General features: G+C 63.8%; 31 protein-coding genes and 2 pseudogenes. 5 read left to right on the forward strand and 28 right to left on the reverse strand.

The window, feature by feature from the left end; translation table 11 throughout:
• Window positions 1-21 precede the first annotated feature (21 nt).
• From B4400_RS12990 to B4400_RS24925, 4 genes and pseudogenes are all read right to left on the reverse strand, one after another.
• A complete protein-coding gene (locus B4400_RS12990) occupies window positions 22-459 on the reverse strand; it encodes a MarR family winged helix-turn-helix transcriptional regulator (protein WP_078310626.1) in 438 nt (145 codons plus the stop codon).
• 15 nt (window positions 460-474) lie between these two features.
• Window positions 475-1425, reverse strand: a complete 951-nt coding sequence (locus B4400_RS12995; protein ID WP_170914995.1) for an ACP S-malonyltransferase — start codon at window positions 1423-1425, stop codon at window positions 475-477.
• A 19-nt stretch (window positions 1426-1444) separates the two neighbouring features.
• Window positions 1445-2047, reverse strand: coding sequence for a malonic semialdehyde reductase (locus tag B4400_RS24920; RefSeq protein ID WP_170915010.1), 603 nt, complete (start codon window positions 2045-2047; stop codon window positions 1445-1447).
• Window positions 2048-2116: 69 nt separating this feature from the next.
• A pseudogene (locus B4400_RS24925) lies at window positions 2117-2701 on the reverse strand (nuclear transport factor 2 family protein); the annotation flags it as partial.
• On the opposite strand from B4400_RS24925, the gene B4400_RS13005 reads away from it, so the two are divergent.
• A complete protein-coding gene (locus B4400_RS13005; protein ID WP_078310634.1) occupies window positions 2646-3434 on the forward strand; it encodes an SDR family NAD(P)-dependent oxidoreductase in 789 nt (262 codons plus the stop codon). The pseudogene B4400_RS24925 and the gene B4400_RS13005 sit on opposite strands and share 56 nt — an antisense overlap.
• On the opposite strand, the gene B4400_RS13010 is transcribed toward B4400_RS13005, so the two are convergent.
• From B4400_RS13010 to B4400_RS13065, 12 genes are all read right to left on the reverse strand, one after another.
• Entirely contained in the window at window positions 3431-3832 is a 402-nt protein-coding gene (locus B4400_RS13010; RefSeq protein ID WP_078310632.1) for a lipocalin-like domain-containing protein, read from the reverse strand. The two genes, B4400_RS13005 and B4400_RS13010, sit on opposite strands and share 4 nt — an antisense overlap.
• On the reverse strand, window positions 3819-4592 hold the full coding sequence (locus tag B4400_RS13015; protein WP_078315669.1) for an alpha/beta fold hydrolase: 774 nt from the start codon (window positions 4590-4592) through the stop codon (window positions 3819-3821). Before B4400_RS13015 ends, B4400_RS13010 begins: the two co-directional genes overlap by 14 nt.
• A gap of 2 nt (window positions 4593-4594) precedes the next feature.
• Complete coding sequence (locus tag B4400_RS13020; protein WP_078310637.1) at window positions 4595-5833, reverse strand: FAD-dependent oxidoreductase; 1239 nt, start codon at window positions 5831-5833, stop codon at window positions 4595-4597.
• On the reverse strand, window positions 5821-6759 hold the full coding sequence (locus B4400_RS13025) for an MBL fold metallo-hydrolase (RefSeq protein ID WP_212566647.1): 939 nt from the start codon (window positions 6757-6759) through the stop codon (window positions 5821-5823). The genes B4400_RS13020 and B4400_RS13025 overlap by 13 nt, the downstream gene beginning before the upstream one ends.
• Window positions 6756-7697: an aromatase/cyclase gene (locus B4400_RS13030; RefSeq protein ID WP_212566648.1), complete on the reverse strand. Its 942-nt coding sequence runs from the start codon at window positions 7695-7697 to the stop codon at window positions 6756-6758. The genes B4400_RS13025 and B4400_RS13030 overlap by 4 nt, the downstream gene beginning before the upstream one ends.
• Before the next feature lie 8 nt (window positions 7698-7705).
• Window positions 7706-7963: an acyl carrier protein gene (locus B4400_RS13035; RefSeq protein WP_078310643.1), complete on the reverse strand. Its 258-nt coding sequence runs from the start codon at window positions 7961-7963 to the stop codon at window positions 7706-7708.
• A gap of 27 nt (window positions 7964-7990) precedes the next feature.
• Window positions 7991-9202 (reverse strand): ketosynthase chain-length factor, encoded by a 1212-nt coding sequence (locus B4400_RS13040; protein WP_078310646.1) that lies wholly within the window; start codon window positions 9200-9202, stop codon window positions 7991-7993.
• Complete coding sequence (locus B4400_RS13045) at window positions 9199-10476, reverse strand: beta-ketoacyl-[acyl-carrier-protein] synthase family protein (protein WP_078310648.1); 1278 nt, start codon at window positions 10474-10476, stop codon at window positions 9199-9201. Before B4400_RS13045 ends, B4400_RS13040 begins: the two co-directional genes overlap by 4 nt.
• Window positions 10477-10643: 167 nt before the next feature.
• Window positions 10644-11489, reverse strand: a complete 846-nt coding sequence (locus B4400_RS13050) for an AfsR/SARP family transcriptional regulator (RefSeq protein ID WP_176112817.1) — start codon at window positions 11487-11489, stop codon at window positions 10644-10646.
• A gap of 237 nt (window positions 11490-11726) precedes the next feature.
• A complete protein-coding gene (locus B4400_RS13055) occupies window positions 11727-12458 on the reverse strand; it encodes an SDR family NAD(P)-dependent oxidoreductase (RefSeq protein ID WP_078310652.1) in 732 nt (243 codons plus the stop codon).
• A 129-nt stretch (window positions 12459-12587) separates the two neighbouring features.
• A complete protein-coding gene (locus B4400_RS13060) occupies window positions 12588-13136 on the reverse strand; it encodes a hypothetical protein (protein WP_078310653.1) in 549 nt (182 codons plus the stop codon).
• Window positions 13129-14055: a DUF4259 domain-containing protein gene (locus B4400_RS13065; RefSeq protein ID WP_170914997.1), complete on the reverse strand. Its 927-nt coding sequence runs from the start codon at window positions 14053-14055 to the stop codon at window positions 13129-13131. Before B4400_RS13065 ends, B4400_RS13060 begins: the two co-directional genes overlap by 8 nt.
• Window positions 14056-14198: 143 nt before the next feature.
• On the opposite strand from B4400_RS13065, the gene B4400_RS13070 reads away from it, so the two are divergent.
• Window positions 14199-14627 carry a nitroreductase family deazaflavin-dependent oxidoreductase gene (locus B4400_RS13070; protein ID WP_078310657.1) on the forward strand — a complete coding sequence of 143 codons (429 nt, stop codon included), beginning with the start codon at window positions 14199-14201 and terminating at the stop codon, window positions 14625-14627.
• 1 nt (window position 14628) lies between these two features.
• Here the strand turns inward: B4400_RS13070 and nusB are convergent, their stop codons facing one another.
• From nusB to B4400_RS13085, 3 genes are read right to left on the reverse strand one after another with little or no spacing between them, the layout of a single operon-like run.
• Window positions 14629-15117, reverse strand: coding sequence for a transcription antitermination factor NusB (gene nusB / locus B4400_RS13075; protein ID WP_078310659.1), 489 nt, complete (start codon window positions 15115-15117; stop codon window positions 14629-14631).
• Window positions 15110-15673, reverse strand: coding sequence for an elongation factor P (gene efp, locus B4400_RS13080; protein WP_078287954.1), 564 nt, complete (start codon window positions 15671-15673; stop codon window positions 15110-15112). Before efp ends, nusB begins: the two co-directional genes overlap by 8 nt.
• A 36-nt stretch (window positions 15674-15709) precedes the next feature.
• Complete coding sequence (locus tag B4400_RS13085; RefSeq protein WP_078310663.1) at window positions 15710-16810, reverse strand: M24 family metallopeptidase; 1101 nt, start codon at window positions 16808-16810, stop codon at window positions 15710-15712.
• Between the two features lie 56 nt (window positions 16811-16866).
• On the opposite strand from B4400_RS13085, the gene B4400_RS13090 reads away from it, so the two are divergent.
• Window positions 16867-17367, forward strand: a complete 501-nt coding sequence (locus B4400_RS13090; protein ID WP_139360236.1) for a B-4DMT family transporter — start codon at window positions 16867-16869, stop codon at window positions 17365-17367.
• Here B4400_RS13090 and aroQ read toward each other — a convergent pair.
• The 5 genes and pseudogenes from aroQ to B4400_RS13115 form a co-directional block, all read right to left on the reverse strand.
• Entirely contained in the window at window positions 17340-17774 is a 435-nt protein-coding gene (gene aroQ, locus B4400_RS13095; RefSeq protein ID WP_078310666.1) for a type II 3-dehydroquinate dehydratase, read from the reverse strand. The genes B4400_RS13090 and aroQ overlap by 28 nt on opposite strands.
• A complete protein-coding gene (gene aroB, locus B4400_RS13100) occupies window positions 17771-18880 on the reverse strand; it encodes a 3-dehydroquinate synthase (RefSeq protein WP_078310668.1) in 1110 nt (369 codons plus the stop codon). The genes aroQ and aroB overlap by 4 nt, the downstream gene beginning before the upstream one ends.
• Window positions 18881-19007: 127 nt before the next feature.
• Window positions 19008-19514, reverse strand: a pseudogene (locus B4400_RS13105) (shikimate kinase); the annotation flags it as partial.
• A complete protein-coding gene (gene aroC, locus B4400_RS13110) occupies window positions 19511-20749 on the reverse strand; it encodes a chorismate synthase (RefSeq protein ID WP_078310879.1) in 1239 nt (412 codons plus the stop codon). The pseudogene B4400_RS13105 and the gene aroC, both read right to left, overlap by 4 nt.
• Window positions 20750-20815: 66 nt before the next feature.
• On the reverse strand, window positions 20816-21256 hold the full coding sequence (locus B4400_RS13115) for a prepilin peptidase (RefSeq protein ID WP_078310672.1): 441 nt from the start codon (window positions 21254-21256) through the stop codon (window positions 20816-20818).
• 37 nt (window positions 21257-21293) lie between these two features.
• Between B4400_RS13115 and B4400_RS13120 the strand changes: the two genes are divergently transcribed.
• Window positions 21294-22082 (forward strand): methyltransferase domain-containing protein, encoded by a 789-nt coding sequence (locus B4400_RS13120; protein ID WP_078310675.1) that lies wholly within the window; start codon window positions 21294-21296, stop codon window positions 22080-22082.
• A gap of 9 nt (window positions 22083-22091) precedes the next feature.
• Window positions 22092-22811 carry a TetR/AcrR family transcriptional regulator gene (locus B4400_RS13125; RefSeq protein ID WP_078310677.1) on the forward strand — a complete coding sequence of 240 codons (720 nt, stop codon included), beginning with the start codon at window positions 22092-22094 and terminating at the stop codon, window positions 22809-22811.
• Here the strand turns inward: B4400_RS13125 and B4400_RS13130 are convergent.
• The 4 genes from B4400_RS13130 to ruvX all read right to left on the reverse strand — a co-directional run bounded on the left by B4400_RS13130 (window position 22794) and on the right by ruvX (window position 26613).
• Window positions 22794-23807 (reverse strand): AurF N-oxygenase family protein, encoded by a 1014-nt coding sequence (locus tag B4400_RS13130; RefSeq protein WP_078310679.1) that lies wholly within the window; start codon window positions 23805-23807, stop codon window positions 22794-22796. The two genes, B4400_RS13125 and B4400_RS13130, sit on opposite strands and share 18 nt — an antisense overlap.
• Window positions 23808-23971: 164 nt before the next feature.
• The gene (locus B4400_RS13135) at window positions 23972-24790 is read right to left on the reverse strand and encodes a shikimate dehydrogenase (RefSeq protein ID WP_078310880.1); all 819 of its coding nucleotides are present in this window, start codon (window positions 24788-24790) and stop codon (window positions 23972-23974) included.
• 18 nt (window positions 24791-24808) lie between these two features.
• Window positions 24809-26095: an endolytic transglycosylase MltG gene (gene mltG / locus B4400_RS13140; RefSeq protein ID WP_078310682.1), complete on the reverse strand. Its 1287-nt coding sequence runs from the start codon at window positions 26093-26095 to the stop codon at window positions 24809-24811.
• Window positions 26092-26613, reverse strand: a complete 522-nt coding sequence (gene ruvX / locus B4400_RS13145) for a Holliday junction resolvase RuvX (RefSeq protein WP_078310686.1) — start codon at window positions 26611-26613, stop codon at window positions 26092-26094. The genes mltG and ruvX overlap by 4 nt, the downstream gene beginning before the upstream one ends.
• Window positions 26614-26623 lie beyond the last annotated feature (10 nt).

The following is a 26623-nucleotide window of genomic DNA, read 5'->3' on the forward strand; positions in this document are numbered from 1 at the left end:
GTTCCTGACGGCCGCCGGCCATCAGACCGTCGGCATACTCAGCTGCGCGAGCAGCGATTTGAGCTTCCCACGCTCCTCGTCTGTCAGAGCGACCGTTACTCGATGCTCCGCGCACGCGACTTCTTGGCGGGCCGTGTCAAGACGCTGCAGCCCTTGCCGGGTGAGGGAGGCGGGTAGCGTCCGGCCCTGATCCGCGGACATTGGCCGCGTGACAAGCCCCTCGTCCTGAAGCTGCTGCAGCACATCACACATCGCCTGTCTGCTCACGCGCGCCGTACGGGCGAGCTGAGAGTTCGACGAACCGGGGGCCGCGTGCAGAATCTGCATACAGATGAAGGCCGAGAGGGATAAGCCGAGGGGTTCCAACCCAGCGGCCGCCTGCCGCTGCAATAGTGCCGCGGTGCGAGTGAGTAGATAACCGAGGGGAACCTCCGGTACGCCGTTATCCACCGATGCCATCGGAGGACCTACTCGTCACGAGGCCAGGCGAGGCCCGATGGATCCGGACACGTTCTCCCGCTGGGTAAGAGCTTCCCGAACCAACGCGATATTTTCCGGGGCCGATACTTGAATTGATTGTGGCACTGGCTTTTCCCGGCGAGTCAGCCCGCTGAGCGCTCCCTTGCCCAATTCGATGCGAACATCCGCGCGGTACTGGCGAAGCGACTGGGCACAAAGATCCCACCGCACCTGGCGAGTCAGCTGCTGGACCAGCCGGTGTTTGAGATCCAACGGCCCGGTGACGAGTGCCCCGTCAGCGTTCGACAGCAACGGGTGCGGGGCTGTCACCACAGCAGCGCTGTCCAATGCCGCACCGAATTCCGCCTCGGCAGCCGCCATGTAGGGAGAATGGAAGGCTCCAGCCACCTGCAGCAATTTGACCTGGGTGTCGGCCGGCGGGTTGGCCCGCAAGTGATCCAGCTCCTCGAGCCGACCGGCGGCCACCACTTGTCCTGGACCGTTCACATTCGCCACGAACAGGCCCAGCTCCTCCACCGCACGGGTCACCTCGCACAAGCCGCCACCGACCACTGCTGCCATGCCCGTGGGTTCATGGTCACAGGCACGGCGCATTGCCAGACCGCGAAGCCTGGCTAGCCGGACGGCATCTCGCGGGGCGATGGCACCGGCGGCCGCTGCGGCAGCCAGCTCCCCCACGGAATGACCGGCGAAAATCATCCGGTCCGGCAGCCTCAGTTCGTCGCGAAGGCGCTCGAAAACCAGCAGCGAGGTAGCGACGATAAGCGGCTGAGCTATCGCGGTGTCGGTAATCTCGTCGTTCTCGGCCGCCGAACCATAGTGGCGCAGGTCAAGATCGGCGGCTTCCGAGAACTCGTCGATCCGGGCGGATCCGGCAGCATCCAGCCAGGGGGTCATCATGCCTTTGCGTTGCGCACCTTGTCCCGGCATCACCATTGCAAACATGTTCATGCTCCTGTATCCGCTAGACCGAAGTGACGACATCGTCATAGGCGAGGCGAGGGAGCCTCGGGTGCCAGGCATCGGGCCCGGGCTTGCCGATATTCACCACGACCAGAGATTGGTGGACTCCGTCGGGGAAAAACTCTTGGTCCACGGCATCCGCGTCGAATCCCGTCATCGGTCCCGCCGCCAGACCCGCCGCCCGGATACCCAAAATGACGTAGCCAACCTGGATCAACGCATTGGTTCTCGCCGACGCGGCACGCGCCTCCGCTTCCGCGAAGTAGTCCTTGGCCTCAGGAAGATGCGGGAACTGGGTGGGCAGCTCATCGTGAAAATTCAAGTCGGCAGCCAGAATCGCCACAAGTGGGGCTGCAAGGGTCTTGGCCTGGTTAGTCCCGAGCAGGTGCTTGACCAGCCGTGACCGTGCTTCACCGGAACGCACCAAGACAATGCGAAGCGGCTGCTGATTCATCGATGTCGGCCCAAATTTGATCAGCTCGTAGATGGCTTGCACCCGCTCGTCCGAGACCGGCTCGTCGGTGAAGGTATTGGCGGTGCGGGCCTCACGGAACAGCAGGTTCTGCGAGGCGGCAGGCAGTGCCAGGCCTTCCTGAGCCGTCAGCTCCGGTTCATGCGCTGTTTCCCCTTGCAGCAGTGGGGAATCACTGTCATATCTCACATGCCGCGACTTTGTCTGCAACTCGCCGTCGACGCGCACAAGCACATCGTGAACGACACAGCTCGGGTTGGCCTCAGCGGGCTTACCTGGCCTGGTCTTGATCACCAGGCAATAGACGGTTGAACGAATCTCGTCGGTATCGATGTATTCGAGGTCGATCATGGAGAAGTAGTGCCGCTTCTGCACCGGATCGTGCTTACCCATCTCACGAAAGTCGTACAGATCGTTGATGATTCCGGCTCTCGTAACGCTGGCGGGTAGCGCGGTGGTGTGGTCGAAAATCGCGTCCTCGGTAAAGGTGGCCGCATAGCCTTCGATGTCCTGCCCGTCGAGTCGCTGCATCTGTCTGGAGTAGAACTGCTGCACCTCGGTGTAGAGGCTCGTGCTGATGTCAACGGTCGTCACGGTCGGCTCCTTAGTCTTATCCGCCTGGCCTGGCACTTCGGTGTCGCCAGTTTCCCTAGCGAGGCTCGAATATCGGTCAAGGGCAATACACCCGGGCTTGACCGGAGCTATAGCGGTGCCGTGCATAGTCACCTTCATGACTTCGACAACGACTCGTAAAGTTGCTCTCATCACCGGCGCGACCAGCGGCATGGGTTTGACGATCGCGCAGCATTTGGCGAAACAGGATTTCGCGGTGTTCCTCTGTGCCCGTAGCGAGGAGTCACTCAGCCAAACCATCAAACAACTACAGGCCGACGGCTATGAGGCTGACGGCGTGACCTGTGACGTTACTGCGCCCGAGCAGATACGCGCTTATGTCACCGCTGCTGTGGATCGCTATGGGCCAGTGGATATATTGGTCAACAATGCCGGCCGTAACGGCGGCGGAATCACCAAAGACATCACCGACGAACTGTGGTTCGACGTCATCAACACCAATCTCAACAGCGTTTTCCTGATGACCAAAGCGGCACTCACCACCGGCGGGATGCTCGACCAGGGCTGGGGCCGAATCATCAACATCGCGTCCACCGGCGGCAAGCAGGGTGTCCTGCACGGCGCACCGTACTCGGCGTCCAAGCACGGGATGGTCGGATTCACCAAGGCATTGGGCCTCGAATTGGCGAAGACCGGTGTGACGGTTAACGCCGTGTGCCCAGGATTCGTGGAGACGCCGATGGCCGAACGGGTCCGTGAGACCTACGCAACCTTGTGGGGTGTTGATGCCGAGGAAGCCGGCAAGCGGGTCGCCGCTCGCGTACCCATCGGGCGATACGTGGATACCGAAGAGGTAGCGGCCATGGTCGACTACTTGATTAGCCCCGGCGCCAATGCGGTAACCGCTCAGGCCCTCAATGTCTGTGGCGGCCTGGGTAACTACTAAACCCGCCGCCAGGCAAGGATGCGTCGCTGCTGCTTGCCTCCCTGCTGGAGCACACCGATCAGCGTCAGCGTATCGCCATCGAAGTCGTACTGACGTGTCTGCACGGTGCCTGCCCAGGCGGGGTTGGAGCACACCACAATCTGATGCAGCACTAGCGGCCCGTCAACGTGCCAGTGCCCGGCGTATCCCATGAACGGGACTGCGCCGGGCACTTGTTCACCGCGCATCATGCTGACCGACAACGCACCTTCGGCCCCGTAATAGAGCAGACCGATCGGCGATTCACCGAGCGGCCCCTCGCTGGTGCCGCCGCTCTCGTCGAGATCGTAATAGGACTCCAGCCGCCACTGCCCCACGAAGTGATCGGGCCGGACCGGCTCCCCCTCATTGCAGTGCATGGGCGGATCCGCTGCGGGCGTGCGCCGTCACCAGGTCGTCAAGGATCGCTGCCAACTCGTCAGGCTTGGTAATCATGGCGTCATGGCCAGTGTCGAGTTCACGCACTGGCTCCCCTGCTGGTGGATAAGAACGTGGCATCAACTGCCGACGCAGGGACGTCCATGCCTCACCGCCGCCGGAGCAATGGATGTGCGCCCGCGGGACACTCTCCAGCTGCGCCGGATTACCCAGCCGAAGAACATCGGTGAAAGTGCGTAGGGACTGCGGGCTCTGCATCGACCGCAGCCAGCTCAGATCGGGCTCGTCGGTCACCCCGTAGCAGCCTTCCACCCCGGGGGGCATACCGGCCACCGGCACACACCAGCCGTCGCCCTCGGCCTGCGCCGCATCCGCGAAGGCCTGCACGTTGACCGGAAGAATGTCGGCAACGGCCTCGCCGTCGTGCGCGACGAACGTGTCCAGATACACCAGAAGGCCTATCCGGGAGGGAATCTGGTCCGCGACGGCCGTGACGACAATGCCTGCGTAGCTGTGCCCCACCAACACGACATCGGTCAGGTCCTCGTCCACGATCAGCCCGGCGACATCACTCACGTGCGCGTCCAGACCCACATCCGGCCCCAGCTCGGCGGCCCTGTCGCCCAGTCCGGTCAGCGAGGGCGCATAGACCTGGTGACCACTTGCCTCCAGAACCGGAGTCAGCCGTTCCCAGCACCACCCTCCATGAAATGCGCCGTGTACCAATACATATGTCGTCATATCTATGCCTCCATGGATTCTGACTGCGCCCCTACCAGCGGTGGGGGTACGGGTTCAGGCCGCAGGCCTCGGCCTATGACCCGCGCGATAAGCCTGGGCAGCATGGGAAATGTGCGGATTAGCCGTATGAGGAGCGGCCGCTCGGCGGGCGCACGGCCAGCCGTCGGATAGAGGTCGGCCAGGAGATGTAACTGGGCCCACTGCACTATCCGCACCGGATACTCACGTCGGCGTTGCACGCGCGCCAATTGCGCCGTCGACGGCCGGGCTCCGGACGCCAATACCGGGCCCAGTAGGCGAGCCGCGGCGATGGCATCCTGCACTGCCAGATTGATACCAACACCACCGGCCGGCGACATCGCATGTGCCGCATCACCGATCGCCAGCAGACCCGGCCGGTACCACTGCCGCAATCGGTCGACGCGCACATCGAGCAGATGAAAGCTGCTCCAATCGCGCAGCTCCGCGGCCAGTCTGTCGGCCAATACCGGATAGATCCGTGCGATCGCCGCCCGTAGCGCTTCGATGCCATCACGCCGCGTCTGCTCGTAGCCCCCTTTGGGGATCATGTACGCGACTTGCCAATAGTGCTCACGGTTGAGGCAGACGATGAAGTAGCCCTTGCCGCTGCGCACCGCCGGAATCAGGTCGCCGGCTTCGCGGCTCACCCGGAACCACAACACATCCATGGGCGCGGTAGAAGCGGCAAGGTCAAGTGATCCGGTGTTCCGCACGAGTGAACGCCGCCCGTCGGCTGCGATGACCAGTGTGGCCCGGATCTGCAGCGCGCCGTCCGGGCCGTTTGCCCGCACACCCACCACGTCCTCACCATCGTGGATCAGTTCGGTGGCCTCAACTCGTTGTAAAAGGTGAAATCCCGGGTACCGGCGGGCGGCGGTGGCGATGAAGTTCAGCACGTCCCATTGCGGCATGAACGCGAGATAGCGGTACTTGCCCGGCAGCGCCCGAAAGTCGGCGAAGAGCAATTGCCCGGAATCGGTTGCTATCGGCAGTGTTTCAGCCTTGGCGTGGGGCAGCTCGAGAAACTGGTCGATCAGCCCCAGCTCATCCATCGCCTGCAGAGTCGACGGGTGAACAGTATCGCCGCGGAAGTCACGCAGAAAGTCCGCATGCTTCTCCAGAACAGTGACATCCAGACCGAACCGGGCCAGCACCAGACCGGCCATCAGCCCCGCCGGACCTCCGCCGATCACGCAGACGTCGACGGCTACGCCAGGCATTCGGGCACCTGCCCGTCGTTGTAACTGACCATGTCATCGAATGCCGCGATCACGTCAAGGGGTGCCCCGAACTCACTGTCCCGTGGTGCCGCGCCCTGTTCGGCATAGGCGCGGTACAGGTTGCCCACCAGCCGTTCTGAGTCGATCAGCCCCGCGAACTCGCCCAGCTCGGCACGGCGTGCGGCCTCGAGCGGTCCAACGCCGTCGGCAGACCCCTCGGCGGCCAGCTGCTGGATCCAGGTCAGATAGGCGGTGGTCTGCGCGAACACCTCGGGCCCCGTCAGCGGGCCATGACCGCACACCACAGTTTCGGCACCCAATTGAGCCAGCTCACCGATGACACGCAACGCACCCTCGACCGAGCCCATCAGATTAAAAGGGGTCGCACCCGAGAGCACGATATCCCCGGCGAACAGGATCTTGTCCTGGGGAAGCCACACCACCGCGTCGTTCGTGGTGTGCGCCGGGCCGAAATGGATCAGCTCCGCTGCGCGGTCGCCGATATGTAGGCGGAGCCGATCGGTGAAGGTGACCGACGGCAACGTGACTCTGACATCACCCCATTCGACCTGGGGCCATAGTTGGGTGAGCGCCAGGCCTGCCTCGTCCATCTCTGTCCGGGCGCGCTCGTGGGCGATAATTGTCGCCTGCGGGCCAAACAGGTGATTACCGAAGTGATGGTCGCCGTGGAAGTGGGTGTTGACCACGGTGCGGTGCGAGCCCGGAGCCAATCCGTCGACCGCCGCCACCAGCCGCCGGTTACGGCTCTCCGTGGCCAGGGTGTCGATGACGACCGCGCCGTCCGGGCTCACTACGATTCCCGAGTTACTGAGGCACCAGCCCCCGGGGAGCTGCAGATACGCGTAGACACCGTCTGCGATCTCGGTGATCCGGTCGGTGCCCCGTGCCGCCAGCCCGGAGGTCAACTGAGGTTTTCCGCGAGAGACTCTGCCCAGTAACCGGCGTGGGCGAGGGTCGCTTTGCTGTTGGCACCCAGCGCATTTCGCAGGTACTGCTGTGCGTCGCCGATACCCTGGCCAGCGCCAAGTACCGGCGCTATTGCCGCCGGGTTGATGGCGACCATATGCCGCGAGGTGGCGACCGCACCGTCTGGACCATCGGTGAACTCCCACACCCCGCTGTGCCCCAGCAGCAGCGCGGGCGGCAGTTGTTGCTTGTACACAATCTTGTTTGGGCTAAAGCACAGCCGCACCGACCGCGTGGTGTGGCTGCTGCCGTCGCTGGTGACGGTATCCATTTCCATGTCCTGCACACCGTCTACGGTCTCCACCAGGTTGACCCGGCCAACGTGTGGCAACCGCTTCGGCCACAGGTCACTGCGTTCCACGAATGTGTAGATATCGGCGGCGCTTCCCGGCAGCTGCACGGTGTCCTCGAATACCTGGATGATTTCCCCGGGCAGATAACCGCATTCGGCCACCAGCCCCAAGGCCGCCAGTTCCTTTTCGCTGTTGTTGTTGACGGCCGTGATGATGGAGGCCTGCGCGGCATCGTCCCCGGCGACCGTGAAGTGATGGTCCAGCACCACCTTGGTGCGCCCGCCGGGCAGGCCGGTGAACTTCCAACTACCGCCCATCGAGGTAATGGGCGCCGCGCTGCGCTCCTGAGCGAACTCGACGAGCATGGCCTGCGGGTCAAAGCTCCTCCGCGAGACCCAATCCCGCACTGCACCATTGACTGTCGCCCAAATGTGGAACCGCTCGCCGGTGTCGCTGTGCTCGAGCAGGTCCACGTACACGGTCGGGCCGAAGATGACCGGCCACCGGGTCACGTCCGCCACCAGCGAGTAAACCGTCTCCGCGGGGGACGCGATTTCTCGCGAGTGCGTCAAAGTATGTGTCACCTGGGATGTCATGCCGCACCGGCCAGCTGAGAGTTGATGACATCCAGCATCTGCTGCGGCGTGGTCAGGTCAGCCAGGTCCTCTTCGGCGATATGCACCCCGTACTCCCGCTGCAACCGGGCGGCGGTTTCCATCAGGGCCAACGAGTCGTAACCGAGCTCTTCGAACTCAATCGTCGCGCTCTCGGGACTGATCTCGGTGTCGTCCTCGCCACCGGCGCAAGCCACCAGGATCTTATGCAGCTGGGCAAGCGTAACTTCGGCCATTTCTCTCTCCTTCAGTGATTTTCGTGTTCAGCGACGCACGACGACGGCGGAGTTGAACCCCCACCGGCCCCGCGCGAGAATCAAGGCGGCTGACAATGACGCCTCACGTGGTTGACCCTGCACAAGATCGATCTGATAGCGCTCTGGCACGTATGTGGTACCGACCGTCGGCGGGACGACGCCGTCCCGCAGGGACAGCAGCGCCGTCGCCACATCCAGCGGGCCACCGGCCGCATAGAGCCTGCCGGTCATCGACTTTGGCGCCGTCACGGGCACGCCCCGAGGCGAGAAGACCGCCGCGATGGCCTCGGCTTCCGCGGCGTCCGCGCCGGTCACGCCGGCCGCGTCGGCGAAGACCACATCGATATCGGCCGGTGTCATCCCAGCGTCGGCAATCGCCATCTGTGCCGCACGGGCCAGACCGCCGGGCAGGCCCGAGCCCGGGGCCGGGTCGAATGTCGAGGCATATCCGGCGATTTCCCCGTGGATGTTGGGGGCATTGCGAGCCGCTGCGGAATCTGCGTCTTCGCAGATGAGAATGCATCCCCCTTCTCCGGGCACATATCCGTTCGCTCTCTGGTCGAACGGAAGGTAGCCCTGCGCTGGATCGGTTGCCCTCGTGACATTGCCGGTGGAGATGTGTGACGTCCAGCCCCACGGGTCGAGAGCCGAATCCGCCCCTCCGGAGACGACCAGTGTGGTGCCACGCCGCACCGTACGGCGCGCATGCCCGAGCGCATCGAGACCGCCCGCCTGTTCGGCGACCAAAGCACTACTGGGCCCGCGCATTCCGTGCCGAATCGAGATTTGGCCGGTGTTGACGGCATAGAACCAGGCAAACGATTCATACACACTGACGTGCTCCGAGCCCTGAGACCACAACTTCTGGAACTCCCGGTGGGTGAACTCGAAGCCGCCCGAAGCGGTCGAGGTGACCACACCCATCTCATAGTCGGTGAATTCCTCCGGGTCCACTTTCGCATCGCCCAGTGCCCACTCCGCGGCCACGAGGGCCAGCCGGGTAGAGATGTCGGTCTGCGGCAGCAGCCGTCCCGGCAGCAACTCCTTGGCGTTGAAATTGGTGAGCTGCCCCGCCAATGTGCTCGTGTACCCGGAGACGTCGAATCTGTCTAGCGTCGAGATACCGGTGTGCCCCGATACTGTTGCTTCCCAATAATTTTCGGTGCCCAGGCCATTTGGGGCCAGGATTCCGATGCCGGTGACCAGTACGCGTGTCATGCCGATGCCCCCAACATCTCGGTCGGGCGACTCAGCACCATCGCGGTCTGGAATCCCCCGAAGCCACTGCCCACGGTGAGCACGTGTTCGGTGTGATGATCACGTGCCGTGATGGGGACGTAGTCGAGGTCGCACTCCGGGTCCGCCTCGTGCAGATTCGCGGTCGGCGGGACTACCTGGTTCTTGATCGCCAACAGGGACGCGGCGATCTCGACGGACCCAATGGCGCCCAGGGAATGTCCGACCATGGACTTGATCGAGCTCACCGGGGTGCGATAGGCGTGCTCACCCAAACTGCGCTTGAACGCCGCTGTTTCGTGGCGGTCGTTCTGCCGGGTACCCGATCCGTGGGCGTTGATGTAGTCGATCTTGGTCGGGTCGAGCCGTGCTTCGTCCAGCGCGATCGTGATGGCTTCGGCCATCTCCCGCCCGTCGATCTTCAGGCCGGTCATGTGGTAGGCGTTGCATCTGGTGGCGTATCCCGATACCTCTGCGTATATCTGGGCACCGCGGGCGCGCGCATGTTCAAACTCCTCCAGCACGAACATCGCTGCGCCCTCAGCGAGCACAAATCCGTTGCGAGAGCCGTCGAAGGGGCGAGAGCCCGTCTCCGGGGTGTCATTACGCGTGCTCGTTGCCTTGATCGCGTCAAAGCAGGCCACCACAATCGGCGTGATCGGGGTGTCTGCGGCACCGCTGAGCATCACGTCGGCGCTGCCCTCACGAATCAACGCCACGGCATGTCCCACCGAGTCCAGCCCCGAAGTGCATCCGTTGGACACCATCGTCACCGGGCCCTGTGCCCCCACTGTCCAGGCCACCTCGGCCGGCATCACACTGGGAATCATGTAGTCGAACATGTGTGGCGACAAGGCCTTCTGGTCCGAAAGCCAGTTTCGCCCGGAATCCGACAGCACCAGATATTCCTGCTCCAAGCTGGTGGCCGCGGCCACTGCGCTGCCCAGGCTGACGCCTAGCCGATAGGGGTCGAGTCTGTTCACATCCAGGCCGCTATCGGCTACCGCCTCGCGGGTACAGACCACCGCGAACTGGGTGGCCCGGTCCATGCGGCGAATCTCCTTGTGCGACAGACCCTCCTGCTCGGCATCGAAGTCGGCCTCTCCGGCGATCCGGGACCGGTAGGGCGAAGCATCGAAGTAGGAGATGCCCCGGGTCGCGGTCCGTCCAGCGGCCAGCAGTTGCCAGAACTCGTCGGCGCCGCGACCACCTGGCGCGCGGACACCGATGCCGGTGATGACTACTCTTCGCTCCATCTCCCACCTCTCATATGTATCGGTATTGCTGTCCGATACATTGTGAGGAACGGCTACTCAAAGACCACTCAAGCAGTTGCATTCGCGATGAAACGGCTGGCCCGGCGTAAAGATGGCAAGAAAAATCCACCAGCATTGCTGGTGGATTTGGCCGTGCTAATTACCTATCAGGAAACCTGCGATGTCAGCCCAGTGACAGTGTGCGGAATTAGGCCCGTAAGGAACCTGCCGTGCTCGGTTCTCATTCTTTCAGCCACCGTATCATCGGATGAGGCCAATATATCGCCATGCAATCTCTGTAATTTCACACAGGGCTCCAACCCGAGCCCTGCCGCAAGTGTTTTTCTCGCCAGCTGGAATACCCCGAGCGCCTTGTCACGCCACCCCGCGAGACAAAGCGCGTACATATAGTATGCGTACAGCCGTTCATGATACGGGAAGCGGGACACCCATAAGGCAAGGTCGATCGCGGCTTCGCGGTATCTTTCGAGGCGCAATTGAGCCTCAATACGCAATTCCAAATTGGCCAAAAATATGCATTCGACCTGATCTTTTTCGGACGCGAGAAGACGCCCAACCTCGATATCCACAAACGCGGGGCCGGTCCATGTCTTCTCGGCATTGACATACAATAGAACTGCCTGATGATCGTTTCCGGACTCTTTAGCACACCGGGCGGATTCGATGAGACTTTGGTATCTACGCAGGTCAAGGTTGATATCTTGTGGACTGAACAGGTAGCCCATGTTCTTGGTCTGCAACATGGACGACGCAACCTGGGCGACGCTCATATCAAACTCTTTGGCAATTGTCTTGCGGATACTGAGGATGTATGTCTGTACAACAGTTGTTGCACTCTTAGGTGGCTCGTCATCCCATAGTTCGTCGATGAGCACGGCGGCCGGCACGAAACGCCCGGTCCTTGCCAGAAGCATGGCAAGAACTTGACGTTGTTTCTTCGCCGATGGTGTTGCATCCCGCTCACCAGATGGCGACGAAGCGGTCAGTGACAACGGACCGAGGATATTAGCCTCTGCGCGTACAACCATTCTGCATTACCTCCCGCGTGGTACCATTCAGGGGCACGCCAATGTGCTGCTGGTCTATATTTATTGATGGTCTCTCAGTATCTTCCCAGCTTAACCGGTCGCATACACATCCGCTTAGTACGAGAGTTACTGTACGATTAACATCGCATGATCTCGGTGATAATATGTGACAGACTTCGTTACATATGACATATTGTCGCCCTACCGGTTGCCAAGTTCCGACCCGCCGTCCGCCGTAATGATCTGGCCTGTCATATAACTGACTTTCTCGCTGGCCAGAAATATCAGCATCTCCGCTATTTCCAATGGTGTACCTATTCGGCCAAGCAACGATGATTCGGCCTCCGTGCGGCTCAATGGATTCAGGCCGGCGATCAAGTCGGTTTCGATGAGTCCCGGTGCCAGGCCATTAACCAAGATTTCCGGCGCCAGCTCCTTCGCGAGCGCCACAGTAAAGCTATTCAGTGCAGCCTTCGAGGCGGAGTAGGCCATGCCCCGTGCGGTGGCCATGGGCAAGTTGCCCCGCATGGAGGAGACATTCACGATCCTCCCACTGCCATCCCGGGGCATGTGCGGCGCCACTGTTTGGCAAAAGTTAAACACGCCAATCAGATTCGCAGTCAGATGCTGATCCCAGTCCAGCCTCGTCAACTCGGCGAACGCCCGCGGCGCCGCGACCCCGGCACAGTTCACCAGGGAATCGATACGGCCGTGAGCACGCACAACTTCCTGAACCGCGCTGCGGACGTCGGCATGATCGCCGACGTCGGCGACGACGTGCTGTGCATCCATTTCCGCTGCCCTCTCACCGAGTGCAGCAGAAGCGGTACGTCCGTGCAGAACTACCTCCGCGCCGGCAGCCTTGGCAAGGCGTGCCGTCGCCAACCCGATCCCTCTCGAGGAGCCGGTGATGAGAACAACCCGACCCCGCATAACACCCCGTCCTTGAGCTTCCCTATTTCCTCCGCAGTTCGTCGCATCCAATGTCCCTTCGATAACTCAAGAACCGCTCAAGCACGTCCGTCCGCCGACCGAGGAGGGGTGCGGACCGTCGACATACTGTCAGCGTGTCTGCCGGGACAACGCCCCCGCGAACTCGATGAGCCTGTTCATCTGTGCCACACCCTGGTTCGAATACTTTGAGAAACGGAAGTCCTCGACGCTGTGGCGATGCTCTTCTAACGACGTCTTCACACTCCGGTACGTCGTCGACGTGTAGACCGTCACATGAACCGCGGTGAGAACCCGTGATCCATCCGGCTCCACGTCATACTCGGTAACCAGCGACTGATCGCTGATTTCGGAGAGCGGGAAGGTGCGCATCGTCGCCGACAGTGTCGGGTGTGGAGCGCGCCCCCCATGCCCCGCACAGTGGCCGTCCTTGCCGAACCACAAGATCATCCGGCCACCTTCGACCAATGCGACTTCGCACCAATGCATCTCGCCCCAGTCGTGCGTCTCGGTACCTCGGCTCAGCACGAACGCAGACACCCGCTCGAAGTCGACGACACCACGCAGCTGGTCGATCACCAGGTCCGCGTTCGGGGTGAACACCTCAACGGCGCTCTCCAGCCGCGGCAAGGTCGCCCAATCTGCACCGGGATCAAACATGCTGAGCCACCGCCCGTCCGAATTGCAGGAGCCGTTCCATCTGTGCGAGCCCACCGTCGACGATCGACTTGGCGAAGTAGAAATCGTCGACCACCCATTCCGTCTCCGAGATTGAGACGGCACGTGTCTTGTCCGGTATCGCCGTGGATAGCCAGAGTTCGACGGCCAACAATGACCGCACCCCGTCAATGTCCTGGTATGTGGTGCGCAACTCTTGCCCCGTGATGGCGGACAACGGGACCGTGCGAACCGTCGAGGTGAATTCCACGGAGTCGTACCGTCCGGATTTGTCCTCGCCGTGCCACATGATGAGGCGACGACCGTCGACAAGCGCCACCTCCTGCCAGAGACCTCGGGAATCTTCGGTGGGTTCACGATCCAGGGTGAAGACCCGAACATCCGGCAGATTCACGACGGCAGTCAACTCATCAAGGGCCACATCGGGATCGCGTAGCGCGATGGCGGCTGCCTCGACCAGCCCCGGGTAGGGGGCCCAATCGTGATAGTCCGGTGTGCCGATTCCACGCAGCGAGGCATCGACAGCACCGACGATGGCGCGCCACTGGCTCGCATCGCCGTCCTCCCAAAGATCCGCGAGTTCACTGCCGGTGCCGGTCACTCGCGCGATCGCCGCACTCGCCAGCAGTCCGAGGGCATGCGCTTGGGTTTGCTTGACACGGATGTTGGCAACGTCTTCCGACCAGGGCACCACCGCCGGATCCACCGTGTCTGAACATAAGAGAGCAACTACCGCAGCGGCGGCCACGGCGGATGCGCCCTCGGGCGCCTCGACATACTCTCCGGTCGCCAATCGTAGATATCGAGCCAGTTCTAGCTCGATATCATCGCTCTCCCTCAGGTCACTCAGAAAGTCTGCGGCATCATCGTTATCAAACGGCCCTTCGCCCCACGTACCCATGCAGCTAATCGTGGCAGAACACCGTGCATCATGCATACCGGGGCGGGCTCCCTGCCGTGATCGGGCAACCTTGTGGTTGCTCGCCTCGTGATCCACAACAGGCCGTTAGGCTCGACCCCGTCACCGAGAGAATCGAGACCGCGATGACCGAACCATCGGGCACCGAGCAGTCATTCAACGAGGCCAACATCGCCGAGTTCCGCGCCAACGGGGGCAAGGTCGGCGGCCAGTTCGAGGGGTTTCCGCTCCTGCTGCTGACCAGCACGGGCGCAAAATCGGGCGCACAACGTGTGAATCCGTTGGCCTACTTCAATATCGACGGTACGGCCTACATCGTGGGTTCGTCGGCGGGCAGGCCGAAGAATCCCGCCTGGGTGGCGAATCTGCGCGCCAACCCGAGCGTCGAGGTGGAGATCGGCGCGAACCCGAAGTCCAACGCCACGGCCGTCGAACTCCCCCGCGCCGAGCGCGATCGGGTGTTCGAAATCGTGAAGCAGCGTGCCCCCGGATTCGCGGAGTACGAGACGCTGACCGACCGGGTGATCCCGGTGTTCGAGATCCGGCTCGGCTGAGCTACTCCGCCGAATTAGCGGCGGAGCCGCCCCGAATGTGTGGGGTCACCAGCATGAGCTGACCCAGCACACCGTTCACAAACGCCGGAGACTCATCGGTGGAGAGCTGTTTGGCCAGCTCCACGGCCTCATCGACGGCGACTACCTCGGGGACGTCCTCGGCATGCAGCAGCTCCCACACCGCGACCCGCATGATCGCGCGATCGACGGCGGGCAGCCGGGCCAATGTCCAGCCCTGCAGGTGCGAAGCGATTAACTCGTCGATGTGGGCGGCGTGCTCGGTCACACCGTGCGCGACAGTCACCGTGTACGGGTTCAGCGGTTCCACGTCCGGCTTCGACTCCGCCAAGGCGCGGCGCTCGTCGGCCACCGCGGCGGCCGTCATATCCCGCGCCTCCGCCTCGAACAGCAGGTCCACTGCTCGCTTGCGAGCCTTACGACGGCCTCCCTTGGCAGACGACGCCCGGCCGGTCGAGCCGGTTTCAGCCATTCACACGGCCGAGGTAGCTGGCGTCACGTGAATCGACCTTGAGGCGGTCGCCGGTGTTGATGAACAGCGGAACCTGGATCTCGGCGCCGGTTTCCATCGTGGCCGGCTTGGTGCCCGCGCTGGAGCGGTCGCCCTGCAGGCCCGGCTCGGTGTGGGTGACCACGAGCTCGACGGTCACCGGAAGCTCGATGTACAGCGCGGCGCCCTCGTTGAAGGCGACCTGCACGGTCATGCCCTCCAGCAGGAAGCGCGAGGCGCCGCCGACCAGCTCTGGGGAAAGGTGATGCTGCTCGAAATCCTGGCTGTCCATGAACACGAACGAGTCGCCGTCGCGGTACAGGTAAGTGGTGTCGCGGCGGTCCACGGTCGCGGTCTCGACCTTGACGCCCGCGTTGAACGTCTTGTCGACGACCTTGCCCGACAGCACGTTCTTGAGCTTGGTGCGCACGAACGCCGGTCCCTTACCGGGCTTCACATGCTGGAACTCGGTGATCTGCCACAGCTGACCATCGATGTTGAGCACCAGGCCGTTCTTGAAATCGGCGGTTGAAGCCACAGTCGTCTGTCTCCTTGCGTAACTGTTCAGTACTACTCAATTAATGACGGTGAGTTCCTTGGGGAACCGGGTCAACAGCTCCGGCCCGTCGGGCCGCACCACGAGCGTGTCCTCGATCCGGACTCCGCCCCGGTTGGGCAGGTAGACCCCTGGCTCGACTGTCACCGCCGAGCCAGCAAGCAGTGTACCGGTGGCGCCGGCACCGATACCCGGTGCTTCGTGGATCTGCAACCCCACCCCGTGCCCGAGGCCGTGGCCGAAGTTCTGTCCGTATCCCGCGGCGGCGATGACATCGCGGGCCGCGGCGTCGACGCCCTTCAGCGATGCCCCGGGCGCCAGCGCCGCCCGACCCGCCGCCTGCGCGGCCAGCACCAGTTCATAGATCTCCTGCTGCCAGGGTGACACCGAGCCCAGCACCAGAGTCCTGGTCATGTCGGAGTGATACCCGGCGACCAGCGCTCCGAAGTCGATCTTCACGAAGTCACCATCAGTCAGCACCGCGTCGGTGGGCCGATGATGCGGTATCGCCGAGTGTGGCCCGGCGGCGACGATCGTCTCGAATGAGGTGCCGTCCGCCCCGTGCTCGCACATGAGGTTCTCCAGGTCACGCGCCACCTCACGCTCGGTGCGCCCGGGCCGGATCCCGCCGGTCGCGATCAACGCGGACAATGCGGTGTCGGCTGCGGCACAAGCCCTTTCGAGTAAGAGCACCTCGGACTCGTCTTTCACCTCCCGCAATTTCTCCACTCGATTCGGCGCCCGTACAAGCTCGATATCCGAGGCTGCCGCCGTCAGCTTGTCGTATCCGTCGACGGTCACCACATGGCTTTCGAAACCCGCGCGCCCGGTCCCGGCCAGCGCGACCAGCGCCGCGCCGTACCCACGGTCGATCAGGGCGCGCAGGTCAGGGACCTGTGCGGCAGCCTGTGTGCGGTAGCGGCCGTCGGTGCACAGCACGGTTGCCTGCTCATCCGGCCCGTCCCCAGCGGCCACCCACAGCGCCGCCGCCGACCCGGTGAAACCGGTCAGATAGCGAATGTTGACCAGATCGGTCACCAAAAGCGCATCGAGCCCGTCCGCACGCAGCCCCTCGCGGAGCCGTTCCCTGCGGTCGGTATGGCTGAGGACGGTCGTCATAGGTGTCGACGCTACCGCGATACGCTGGGCCCATGCCCGACGGTGGAACACGTTCTATGACGACTCAATGGCTCACCCGTGGCGCCGTCTTCGCCATCCTCATGGTGCTGATCCGTGTGGTGCAGGGATTGGCCATCAGCGTGTGGGAGACCCACGGCACCGTGATCAACATCGCGCTGGTCCTGGTGTTCGTCGCGGCGGTGACGGCCTGGGCGATCACCGACGGCCGCGGCGACGCCCAGCGCAATCCAGATCCAGATCGCCGTGAGGACCTAGCCATGTGGTGGCTGCTGGGCGGCATTTTCGCCGGGGTCGTCAGTGGCCTGGTGGTCTGGTTGATCAGCCTGTTCAACGACGGGATCTATGCGGCGAGCATCCTCGCCGAGCTCACCACCACCGCCGCGTTCGTGGCTCTGCTGGTGTTCGCGCCCGCCATGGTGGGCGTATTTGTCGGCCGACTGCTCGTGGACCGCAAGGAAAGGGAGCACGCGGCGCTCCAGCAGTCCGATACCGACGTGTTCCAGGCAGTTCAGGAAGAAGTCGACGTCACGAAGTAGCGCAGCGCCAGCAGATATCCCTGGACGCCCAGCCCGACGATCACGCCGGTGGCGAGCGCACTCAGGTATGAGTGATGCCGAAACTCTTCGCGCGCATGCACATTCGAGATATGCACCTCGATGAGTCCGGCGGTCAGTTCGGCGCACGCGTCCCGTAGTGCCACCGAGGTATGGGTGAACGCACCGGCATTGAGGATCACCGGATCCTTGGCGTCGGCGGCGGCGTGAACCCAGCCGAGAAGTTCGGCTTCACTATCGGTCTGCCGTACCTGAACTTCCACACCCAATGCGCCGGCCTCAGCCCCAATGAGAGACACCAGCTCGGCATAGGTCACACTGCCGTAGACGGCGGCCTCTCGTTTACCGAGACGGCCCAGATTCGGGCCGTTGAGAATCTGGATCGTCACAACATCACTCCCTCGCCAGAGCTCGGACTGGCCACCACCGAGTACGCGGCGGCCAGCAGTGACGGATCGGGACCTTCCAATCGTCCCGGCTTGGCCAACCCGTCGAGCACCACGAAACGCAGTATGCCCGAGCGGGTCTTCTTATCGCCCTGCATGGATTCGACGAGTTGTCCCAGCGCGTCGGCGTCGTAACGTATTGGCAGCCCGAGGGCCGAGAGCACCCGCGCATGGCGATCAGCGGTCTCGTCATCGAGACGACCGGCCAATCGCCCCAGTTCCGCGGCGAACACCAAACCGACCGATACCGCCGCACCGTGGCGCCACCGGTACCGCTCACGCCGCTCGATGGCGTGCCCGAGGGTATGGCCGTAGTTGAGGATCTCGCGCAGCTCGGCCTCCTTTTCGTCGGCCGCCACCACCTTCGCCTTGACCGCGATGGAGCGTTCGATGAGCTCGCGCAGCACCGGCTTGGACGGGTCGATCGCGGCCTGCGGGTCGGCCTCGATGAGATCAAGGATCACCGGGTCGGCGATGAAACCTGCCTTTACCACTTCGGCCATCCCGGCGACGATCTCGTTACGCGGCAACGAATCGAGGGTCGCCAGGTCCACCAGCACCGCCCCCGGCTGGTGGAACGCGCCGACAAGGTTCTTGCCCGCATCGGTGTTGATACCTGTCTTACCGCCAACCGCGGCGTCGACCATGGCGAGCAGCGTGGTGGGTACGTGCACCACCTTCACCCCGCGCAGCCACGTGGCCGCGGCGAAGCCGGCCGTATCGGTGGCAGCTCCTCCCCCAAGGCTGACGACAGCGTCCTTGCGTCCAATCCCGATCCGGCCCAGCACCTCCCAGATGTAGCCGAGCACGGCCAGATCCTTACCGGCCTCAGCATCGGGAATCTCGACCCGGTGCGCATCGATTCCGGTGTCGGCCAGGGTCTTCCGAATTTCTTCGGCCGTGACGGCAAGAGTGGGCTGATGCAGGATCGCCACCTTGTCGGAACCCTTGAGCGCGCCCACCAGCTCACCCAGCAGACCCGTCCCCACGATTACCGGGTAGGGCGGATTCACCTCGACGGTGATCGTTGTCGGCTCGGCGCTAGTCATTGTCGGCTCACTCCTTGGTTTCGGTTCCGGAAGGGTCGGTACGCGCGGGGGCGATGACGCCCGACGCACGCCGTCGTGAACGGGGACGCCGACGGGGACGTCGCCGCCGCGAGGAAACGGGTGCATCCGGATTCTCCAACCGGGAGACGATCATCCGCACCACGGCACCGGGGTTTCGCCGGTCGGTGTTGACCTTGATGGTGGCAACCTCGCGGTACAGCGGCACCCGCTGCGACATCAGGGCGTGATACTTCTCGGCACGATCCGGTCCGGCGAGCAGCGGACGCACCACACTTCCCCCGGTGCGCCGAATCCCCTCCGCGGCACTGATTTCGAGATACACCACAGTATGCCCGGCGAGCGCTTCCCGGACTCCTGGAGTGAGCACGGCGCCGCCGCCGAGCGAAACCACTCCATCTTGCTGATCAAGCGCCTGCCGAATCACCGATTCCTCGATACGCCGGAATTCCGGTTCGCCGTCGGCGGCGAAGATGTCGGCGATGGTGCGACCGGCCGCTGTCTCGATGCCGTTGTCGGTGTCATAGATGTTGACGTCCAACGCTTTTGCCAGCCGACGGCCAATGGTGGACTTACCCGATCCGGGCAGCCCGACAAGAACGGCTTTGGGGCTCATCCCGCTGTGTTAGCCGCTCTTCGCGCAAGCTGCTCATCGGACGATTCCCGGCGTGGTTCCCGCTGCGCCACCGCATCCAGGTACGCACCGACATTGGTCTTCGTCTCGGACAGCGAGTCGCCACCGAATTTCTCCAGTGCGGCACGCGCCACCACCAGCGCGACCATCGCCTCGGCGACCACCCCAGCGGCCGGCACCGCGCACACGTCGGAACGCTGGTGGATTGCGACAGCTTCGTCCCCGGTGGACATGTCGACGGTGGCCAGCGCCCGCGGCACAGTGGAGATGGGCTTCATGGCCGCCCGCACCCGCAGCGGCTGGCCGTTCGTCATGCCACCTTCAAGGCCTCCGGCACGATTGGTGGAGCGCAGGATGCCGTCGGGGCCCGGGTAGATCTCGTCGTGCGCGGCACTGCCACGCCGGCGAGCGGTGGTGAAACCGTCGCCGATCTCAACGCCCTTGATGGCCTGGATCCCCATGATGGCCGCGGCCAGCTGGCTGTCCAGCCGGTCGTTACCACTGATGAAGGAGCCAAGTCCGACAGGCAGGCCCGCGACCACGACTTCTACCACGCCACCGAGGGTGTCGCCATCCTTCTTGGCGGCTTCGATCTCGCCGATCATCGATGACTCGGCCTGCGCGTCGAACGCCCGCACCGGGCTGGCATCGATGGCGGCCAGGTCCGCAACGCCCGGAACCGGCCCGTCGTAGGGCTCAGAGTCTCCGATGGAGATGACGTGCGAGATGACATCGACGCCCAGGGCCTGCTTGAGGAATGCCTTGGCAATGGTGCCCACCGCGACACGGGCCGCGGTCTCGCGCGCACTGGCCCGCTCCAGCACCGGACGAGCGTCGTCGAATCCGTACTTGAGCATGCCCGCGTAGTCCGCATGTCCGGGACGGGGCCGTGTCAGTGGCGCGTTGCGCGCGATGTTCTCCAGCTCGGCAGGGTCGACGGGGTCCGGAGACATTACGGTCTCCCATTTGGGCCATTCGGTATTACCGATCTCGATGGCCACCGGCCCGCCCAAGGTCAGACCGTGTCGCACGCCGCCGATCATGGTGACCTGATCGGCCTCAAAGGCCATCCGCGCCCCTCGGCCGTAGCCCAGGCGGCGACGCGCCAGCTGCCTGCCAATGTCTTCCGATGTCAGTTCGACACCAGCGACCATGCCTTCCATGACCGCGACCAATGCACGTCCATGCGATTCACCTGCCGTGATCCAGCGCAACACGTGTGCCATTGTCCCATGCGGGCACTCCGGTCTTCCAAATCGATCGGGACAGTGGATGGTTCTTTGTCAGATGCCTGGTGCCAGGGCCAACAACCCGACAGCCGATGCGGTGGCCAGACACATCGACGGTCCGTGCGGAACCGAGACGCCCCGACGTCCGCGGGCAAGGAACAGCGCGCCGATCAGGCCGGTGAGCAGCGGCGCACCGATCGCCGCCAGGAACCACGCGTCCAATCCGAATGCCCCCGCCAGGCCGCCGGTGCCAAAGGCGAGCTTCACGTCCCCAGCCCCCATCGCACGCGGCGACAGCAGGTGCGCCACCAGATACAGGCCAGTCAGTGCCGCCGCACCCGCCGCCATCGGCGGACTGCGGTCGAGTATCGCTACCGCGACGACCCCCACGGCCGCGGGCAGAGTGAGCCAATTCGGCAGCCTGCGGTACCTGATGTCGAAATACGACAGCGCCGCCATCCAGCACAGCACCGCCACCCCCGCCCCGAAAATCATGTGGGGAATGTAACGCCGCGCGGCTAGATTTGGAGTAGTGACGACGACATTGTGGAGCGCACAGGAATACAGCCGATTTGGTGACGAACGCAGTCGCCCGTTCTACGAACTTCTTTCTCGGGTGCCGGCCTCGGATCCGCGTACCGTCGTTGACTTGGGTTGCGCCAGTGGAATCTTGACTGTCGACTTGGCCCGCCGATGGCCCAACGCTTCGGTACTGGGACTGGACTCCTCCGCCGAACTGCTGGCCACCGCACCAGCCGACCTACCCGCCAATCTGCATCTCGAGCGAGGCGATATCGCGGACTTCCGGGCAGACGGAGTAGACGTGCTGTTCACCAATGCGGCGTTGCAATGGCTTCCGCAGCACCGCGAGCTCATCACCGGGTGGGCACAGCAGCTCAATCCGGGCGGCTGGCTGGCCTTTCAGGTTCCTGGCAACTTCGGCGCGCCCTCCCATGCGCTGATGCGCCAGGTGGCCGAATCGCCGCGCTGGGCATCGCGATTGGGTGGGGTGCTGCGTGGAACCGAGAGCACTGACGGGGCCGAAGGTTATGCGCGCCTGGCGCTTTCCGCCGGCCTGGTCCCGGATGCCTGGGAAACGACATATGTGCACCTGCTCGCGGGCGAGGATCCGGTGTTGCGATGGGTGCACGGCACCGGACTGAGGCCTGTCGTGTCGGCGCTCTCGGTCGACGAATTCGCCGAGTTCGAGGCGGAATACGCCGGACTGCTGCGCCAGGCATATCCGCCTTCCGGCGACGTCACACCGTTCGGATTCCGCCGGATCTTCTGTGTGGCATCCAAGGCGGAAGTGGGTCGATAGAATCGGGCGGTGCCGGATACCAATGCCAAGGAACGCTCGCTTACCGGGCATGAGGCACGTTGGGAGCGGCATAACTCCGCCCGACAGACGCGCATCGTGGAATCTGCCGTCGCACTGCTCGACGAAACGCCGCCCGGCACCGAGATTCCCGTGCAGTCAATCGCCAAGCGGGCAGAGCTGGCCAAGTCCGTGGTGTACCGGCAGTTCGAGGGCCGCGAGGACCTCGATCGACGCATTCGCTCGTATCTGATGGAGGACTTCGATACGACAATCTCGTCACAGCTCGACGTCACCAGGGGTTCCATCAACGACATCGCCACCAGAACCATTCGGGCGGTGCTGGATTGGATGACCGACTACCCGCATCGCTATGAGTTCATGGGCTCAGGTACCACGGACGAGGATCCCGCCGTCGATGCGGTCAGTACGGTCAAGGTGCGCATGGAGCAGCGTGTCCGCGGGGTCCTGATCCCGATCACCGAGCTACTCGGAATCGACTACAGCCCCTTCGAATCGGTCACCTATGCGGTCGTGACGATGGTCGAAGGAACCCTCTCCCGATGGCTACGGGAAACCGACCCCGTGCGCAGTCGCACCGAGATCGTCGACGACCTCGCCAACTACGTCTGGTACGTGCTGGACGGGGCAGGGCGCTCGATGGGCGTGTCCTTAGATCCGCAGACCGAATTGATGGCCGCGATCGCCGAACTGTCAGGCGCCAACCGCTAGCGGCGCGCCCATGTGTGAACGGTCGGGCTCGCTGCGGTAGCGCGACGGACGGCCATCGATGTGCATCAGCTTCCACAGCGGGCGCACCCACCACGGCCGCATTCCGATGTCTTCGGTGAGCTTGCGCATGTCCCCGAAGTACTCGGAAAGGGTGTGCCGAGCGTGGGCGCTACGCCAGAAGGCCTGCTTGAAAACCTCACGCGGGATGCCGAACTCGGCGGCGAAGGACCGCGGCGGAATCATGATCTCGTTGGCCAGCAACTTCATGACGACCGGGAACAACAGGGTGCAGAGCGCACGCTTGCGCGCGCTCATCAGCGGCATGTGCACGCGCAGGAACTCACCCGCGAAGGAAATATGCCGCGCCTCTTCGGCGACGTGGATTTCCATCGTGCGCCGGACAGCCGGCGGCAGATCGACGTCCTTGCGGATCAAGGACTTCTGATAGTGGTCGATGGGCTCCTCGCCGCCGAGGATGCCGATGAAAAGCACCACATGGGCCCAGCCGCCCGCCACGCCGATGATCGGTGACAGCCTGCGGAACCACTTGCGCATACCCGGGACGTCGTCACCGATGCGGTTGACGAGTTCCTGGAACATCTGGATGTGGTTGCACTCCTCGGTCATCTCGTGGAGGCAGTAGCGGAACTCCGGCGAGCCGTTCGGCAGCTTCATGAGGTACTGCATCATGCCGCGGATCAAGATGCTCTCGAAGGCAAGCCCGACCTTGACGCTATTGGCCAGTCGCCAGCGGCCGATCTCGATTTGGCGGTCGAGCGGCAGATCCCGGTACCACTGGGTGGCGCCGAGGGTGTCCAGCTCCGGGTTCAGCACCCAGCGCGGATCGTTGCGATCGATTTGGTAATCGGGCGCATCCCAGTCGATGTCCGTGAAGGGATCGAAGTGCAGGCGCACCGAGCCTTCGGACAGCGTGTGCAGGGTCTGCAGGTACTCCGCGTCGAAATCGCTCGGCCCGGGGACGGTGTAAAGCGGCATTGCTTCCTCCTCGAATTACCGTCCAATTTACTGGGACTCGGCATCCCATGCAACCTCTGATGGGACCAAAAGTCCCATAAATTTGATTTCCGCAGGTCTTACCGTCATTCGCGGGTCTGACTCTCCCCACGGCCACTGGCCGGCAACGCCGAATTGCTGAATGGTCAGCGCAGGGCGGCGGTCATCGCCGCCCGCGGCGCTGGCTGCCCGGTAAACAGCTCCACCTGGGTAAACGCCTGGTTGAGCAGCATCTCTAAACCGCCAACCACCGCCGCGCCGCGGCGGTGCGCCGCGGCTGCCAGTTCGGTGGGCCACGGGTGGTAGATAACGTCGAGAATCGCGGGAGCCACCGCCAGGGACTCTGCATAGGCGGTGGCGGCTTCCGCGGGCACGGTGCTCACCAGCACGCCCGATGACGCGCACACCGATGACAGGGCCACATCATCGAATCCAGTCACCGATGTCGGCACACCGACCCGTTCGGCCAATTCGAGAGCACCCTGCGCCCGGGCGGCATCGCGGGCCACCACGGTCAGGGACCGCACACCCATGGCCGCCAGCGCGACGATCGCCGGCCGCGCAGTACCTCCGGCACCGACGATCACCGCCGCGTGCCCCGAGGGGTCGATCCCGGCGCCACGCAGCGCCCCGGATACGCCGTCGACATCCGTGTTGTCGGCATGCCAACCATCACCCGCGCGAACCAGCGTGTTGGCAGCGCCGATCAATCGCGCGCGCTCGGTGCAGCTGGAGGCGGATTCCAGGGCGGCGAACTTTCCGGGCATGGTCACCGAGAAACCCACCCATTCGGGCCCGGCACCGCCCACCACACCGGGCAACTGATCGGCCGTGCACTCGATGCGTTCGTAGGTCCAGTCGGTTAGACCCAGCGCGCGATAGGCCGCCAGATGCAGATCAGGTGAGCGGGAATGCCCGATCGGTGATCCGAGGACCGCGGCACGGCGAGTGTCAGCCGCGCTCATGCTCATCACCCGAGAGGCTCATCGCGCACTGTCCAGGATGCCGTTCTTCTTGGCCAGCTCGATATTGGCCAGGTGTTCGTTGTAGTCGGCGGTGAACAACGTGGTGCCCTCGGCATCGATCGTGACGAAGTACAGCCAGTCCCCCGGCTCCGGATGCTCGGCCGCCTGCAGCGCCTCCGGGCTCGGCGAAGAGATCGGGGTAGCCGGAAGCCCCTGCGACACATAGGTATTCCAGAGCGTCTTGTTTTCCCGGTCGTGGTCGGTGGTCGCGATTTCTTGGCGGTCCAACGGATAGTTCACCGTGGAGTCGAATTCCAGCTTCTGATGCTTGGCCAGTCGGTTGTAGACCACCCGCGCCACCTTGGCGAAATCGCGAGGCTTGGCCTCTCGCTGCAACAGTGAGGCCACCACCAGCACCTCGTAGGGCGACAATCCGGCCGCGTCGGCCTGCAATAGCCCCAGCTGCTGATACTGCGCCGTGCTCTCCCGGATCAAGGAGGCCAGAATCTGCTCCGGCTCAGCCATCGGGTCGAAGTCCCACCGCCCCGCGGCGATCAACCCCTCGATGCGGCGATGGTCATCGCGTACGGCGTTGACCCCGTTGGACGCCCACTCCGGCACCGCAAGCTCGGCCTGCGACGCCGTCGTGGCGGCCTGCCGCAAGTCCGATGCGGCCACACAGTGCTTTTCGCCGTCCAGATCCACACAGGAGGCACGCGCGATCAGGGTGAAGATGCCCTCGGTGACCGCGCCATTGGCCACTGCGGAGACGTCGTCGAGCTGACGCCCCTCGGGAATGACGAGCAGACCGACCCGGTTGTCTTGCTCGGCCAGACGTGCGACGGCTTGCTTACCCGGAATCTTGGTGCGCAGCTTGTAGAAGCCGGGCTGAATCGCAGCGATGGCCTGATTGCCTTGCGCGGCATCGGTGAACGCACTCGGGGTGGCCACCACGCCCTCATCCTTCAGACGCTGCCCGATGACCTTGGTGGTGTCGCCGGGGTGCACCTCGAACACAAAGTCCTTGACTCCGGACCCCGAATAGTCGGTCACAGGGGCATCGGCACCGAACAGGCTGTCCCACAATGTGGCTCCGCCGACAACGGCTGCGACCGTGATGATGATGACCAACGCAAGGCCCGCGAGTCCGGCATTGCGCCGGCGCCGGGCCGCTGCCCTGCGCCGCGCCCGTTCACGACGAGTCTCCCGGGGGCGAGGACCGACCGCGACCGGTACAGCCCGGCGGCCGCCTCCCCAGTCGTCGTCGGGCTCCTGGCGATCGTCCCAGTCGCGCCAGTCGCTCAACGCGTGCCCCCTTCACTGCCGCACCGGCGCCGCTGCTCAAGCCAATCCTGCAGAATGGCCACCGCTGCCGCCTGGTCGATGATCCCGCGCTGCTGACGAGACCGTACTCCTGCCTCGCGCAGGGAACGCTGGGCGGTAGTAGTAGTGAAACGCTCGTCTACTAAGCGCACCGGCACCGGGGCAATTCGCTTGCCCAGCTCACGGGCGAACCCCGTCGCGTCGCGCGCGGACGCCCCCGTTCCTTCGCGCAGGTTGCGCGGCAGGCCGACAACGACCTCGACCACGCTCATCTCCTCAATCAACTCCGCAATACGGCGAAAATCGCTGTCTTCCTTTGCATCCCGCGGAACCGTCTCCACCGGAGTGGCGAGAATTCCGTCGGGATCGCTCGATGCGATGCCGATTCTGACGGTACCCACATCCACGCCGAGACGACGTCCTCGGCCCGGGTCGTCGGGGCCGGGACGATCCGGGGTGGGCGCTTCGGTCGTCGGTCTTCCCGCGAGCGGGTCATCCATGCTGTCGGGC

It is taken from the genome of Mycobacterium sp. D16Q13 (genome assembly GCF_002013375.1).
Lineage (GTDB): Bacteria > Actinomycetota > Actinomycetes > Mycobacteriales > Mycobacteriaceae > Mycobacterium.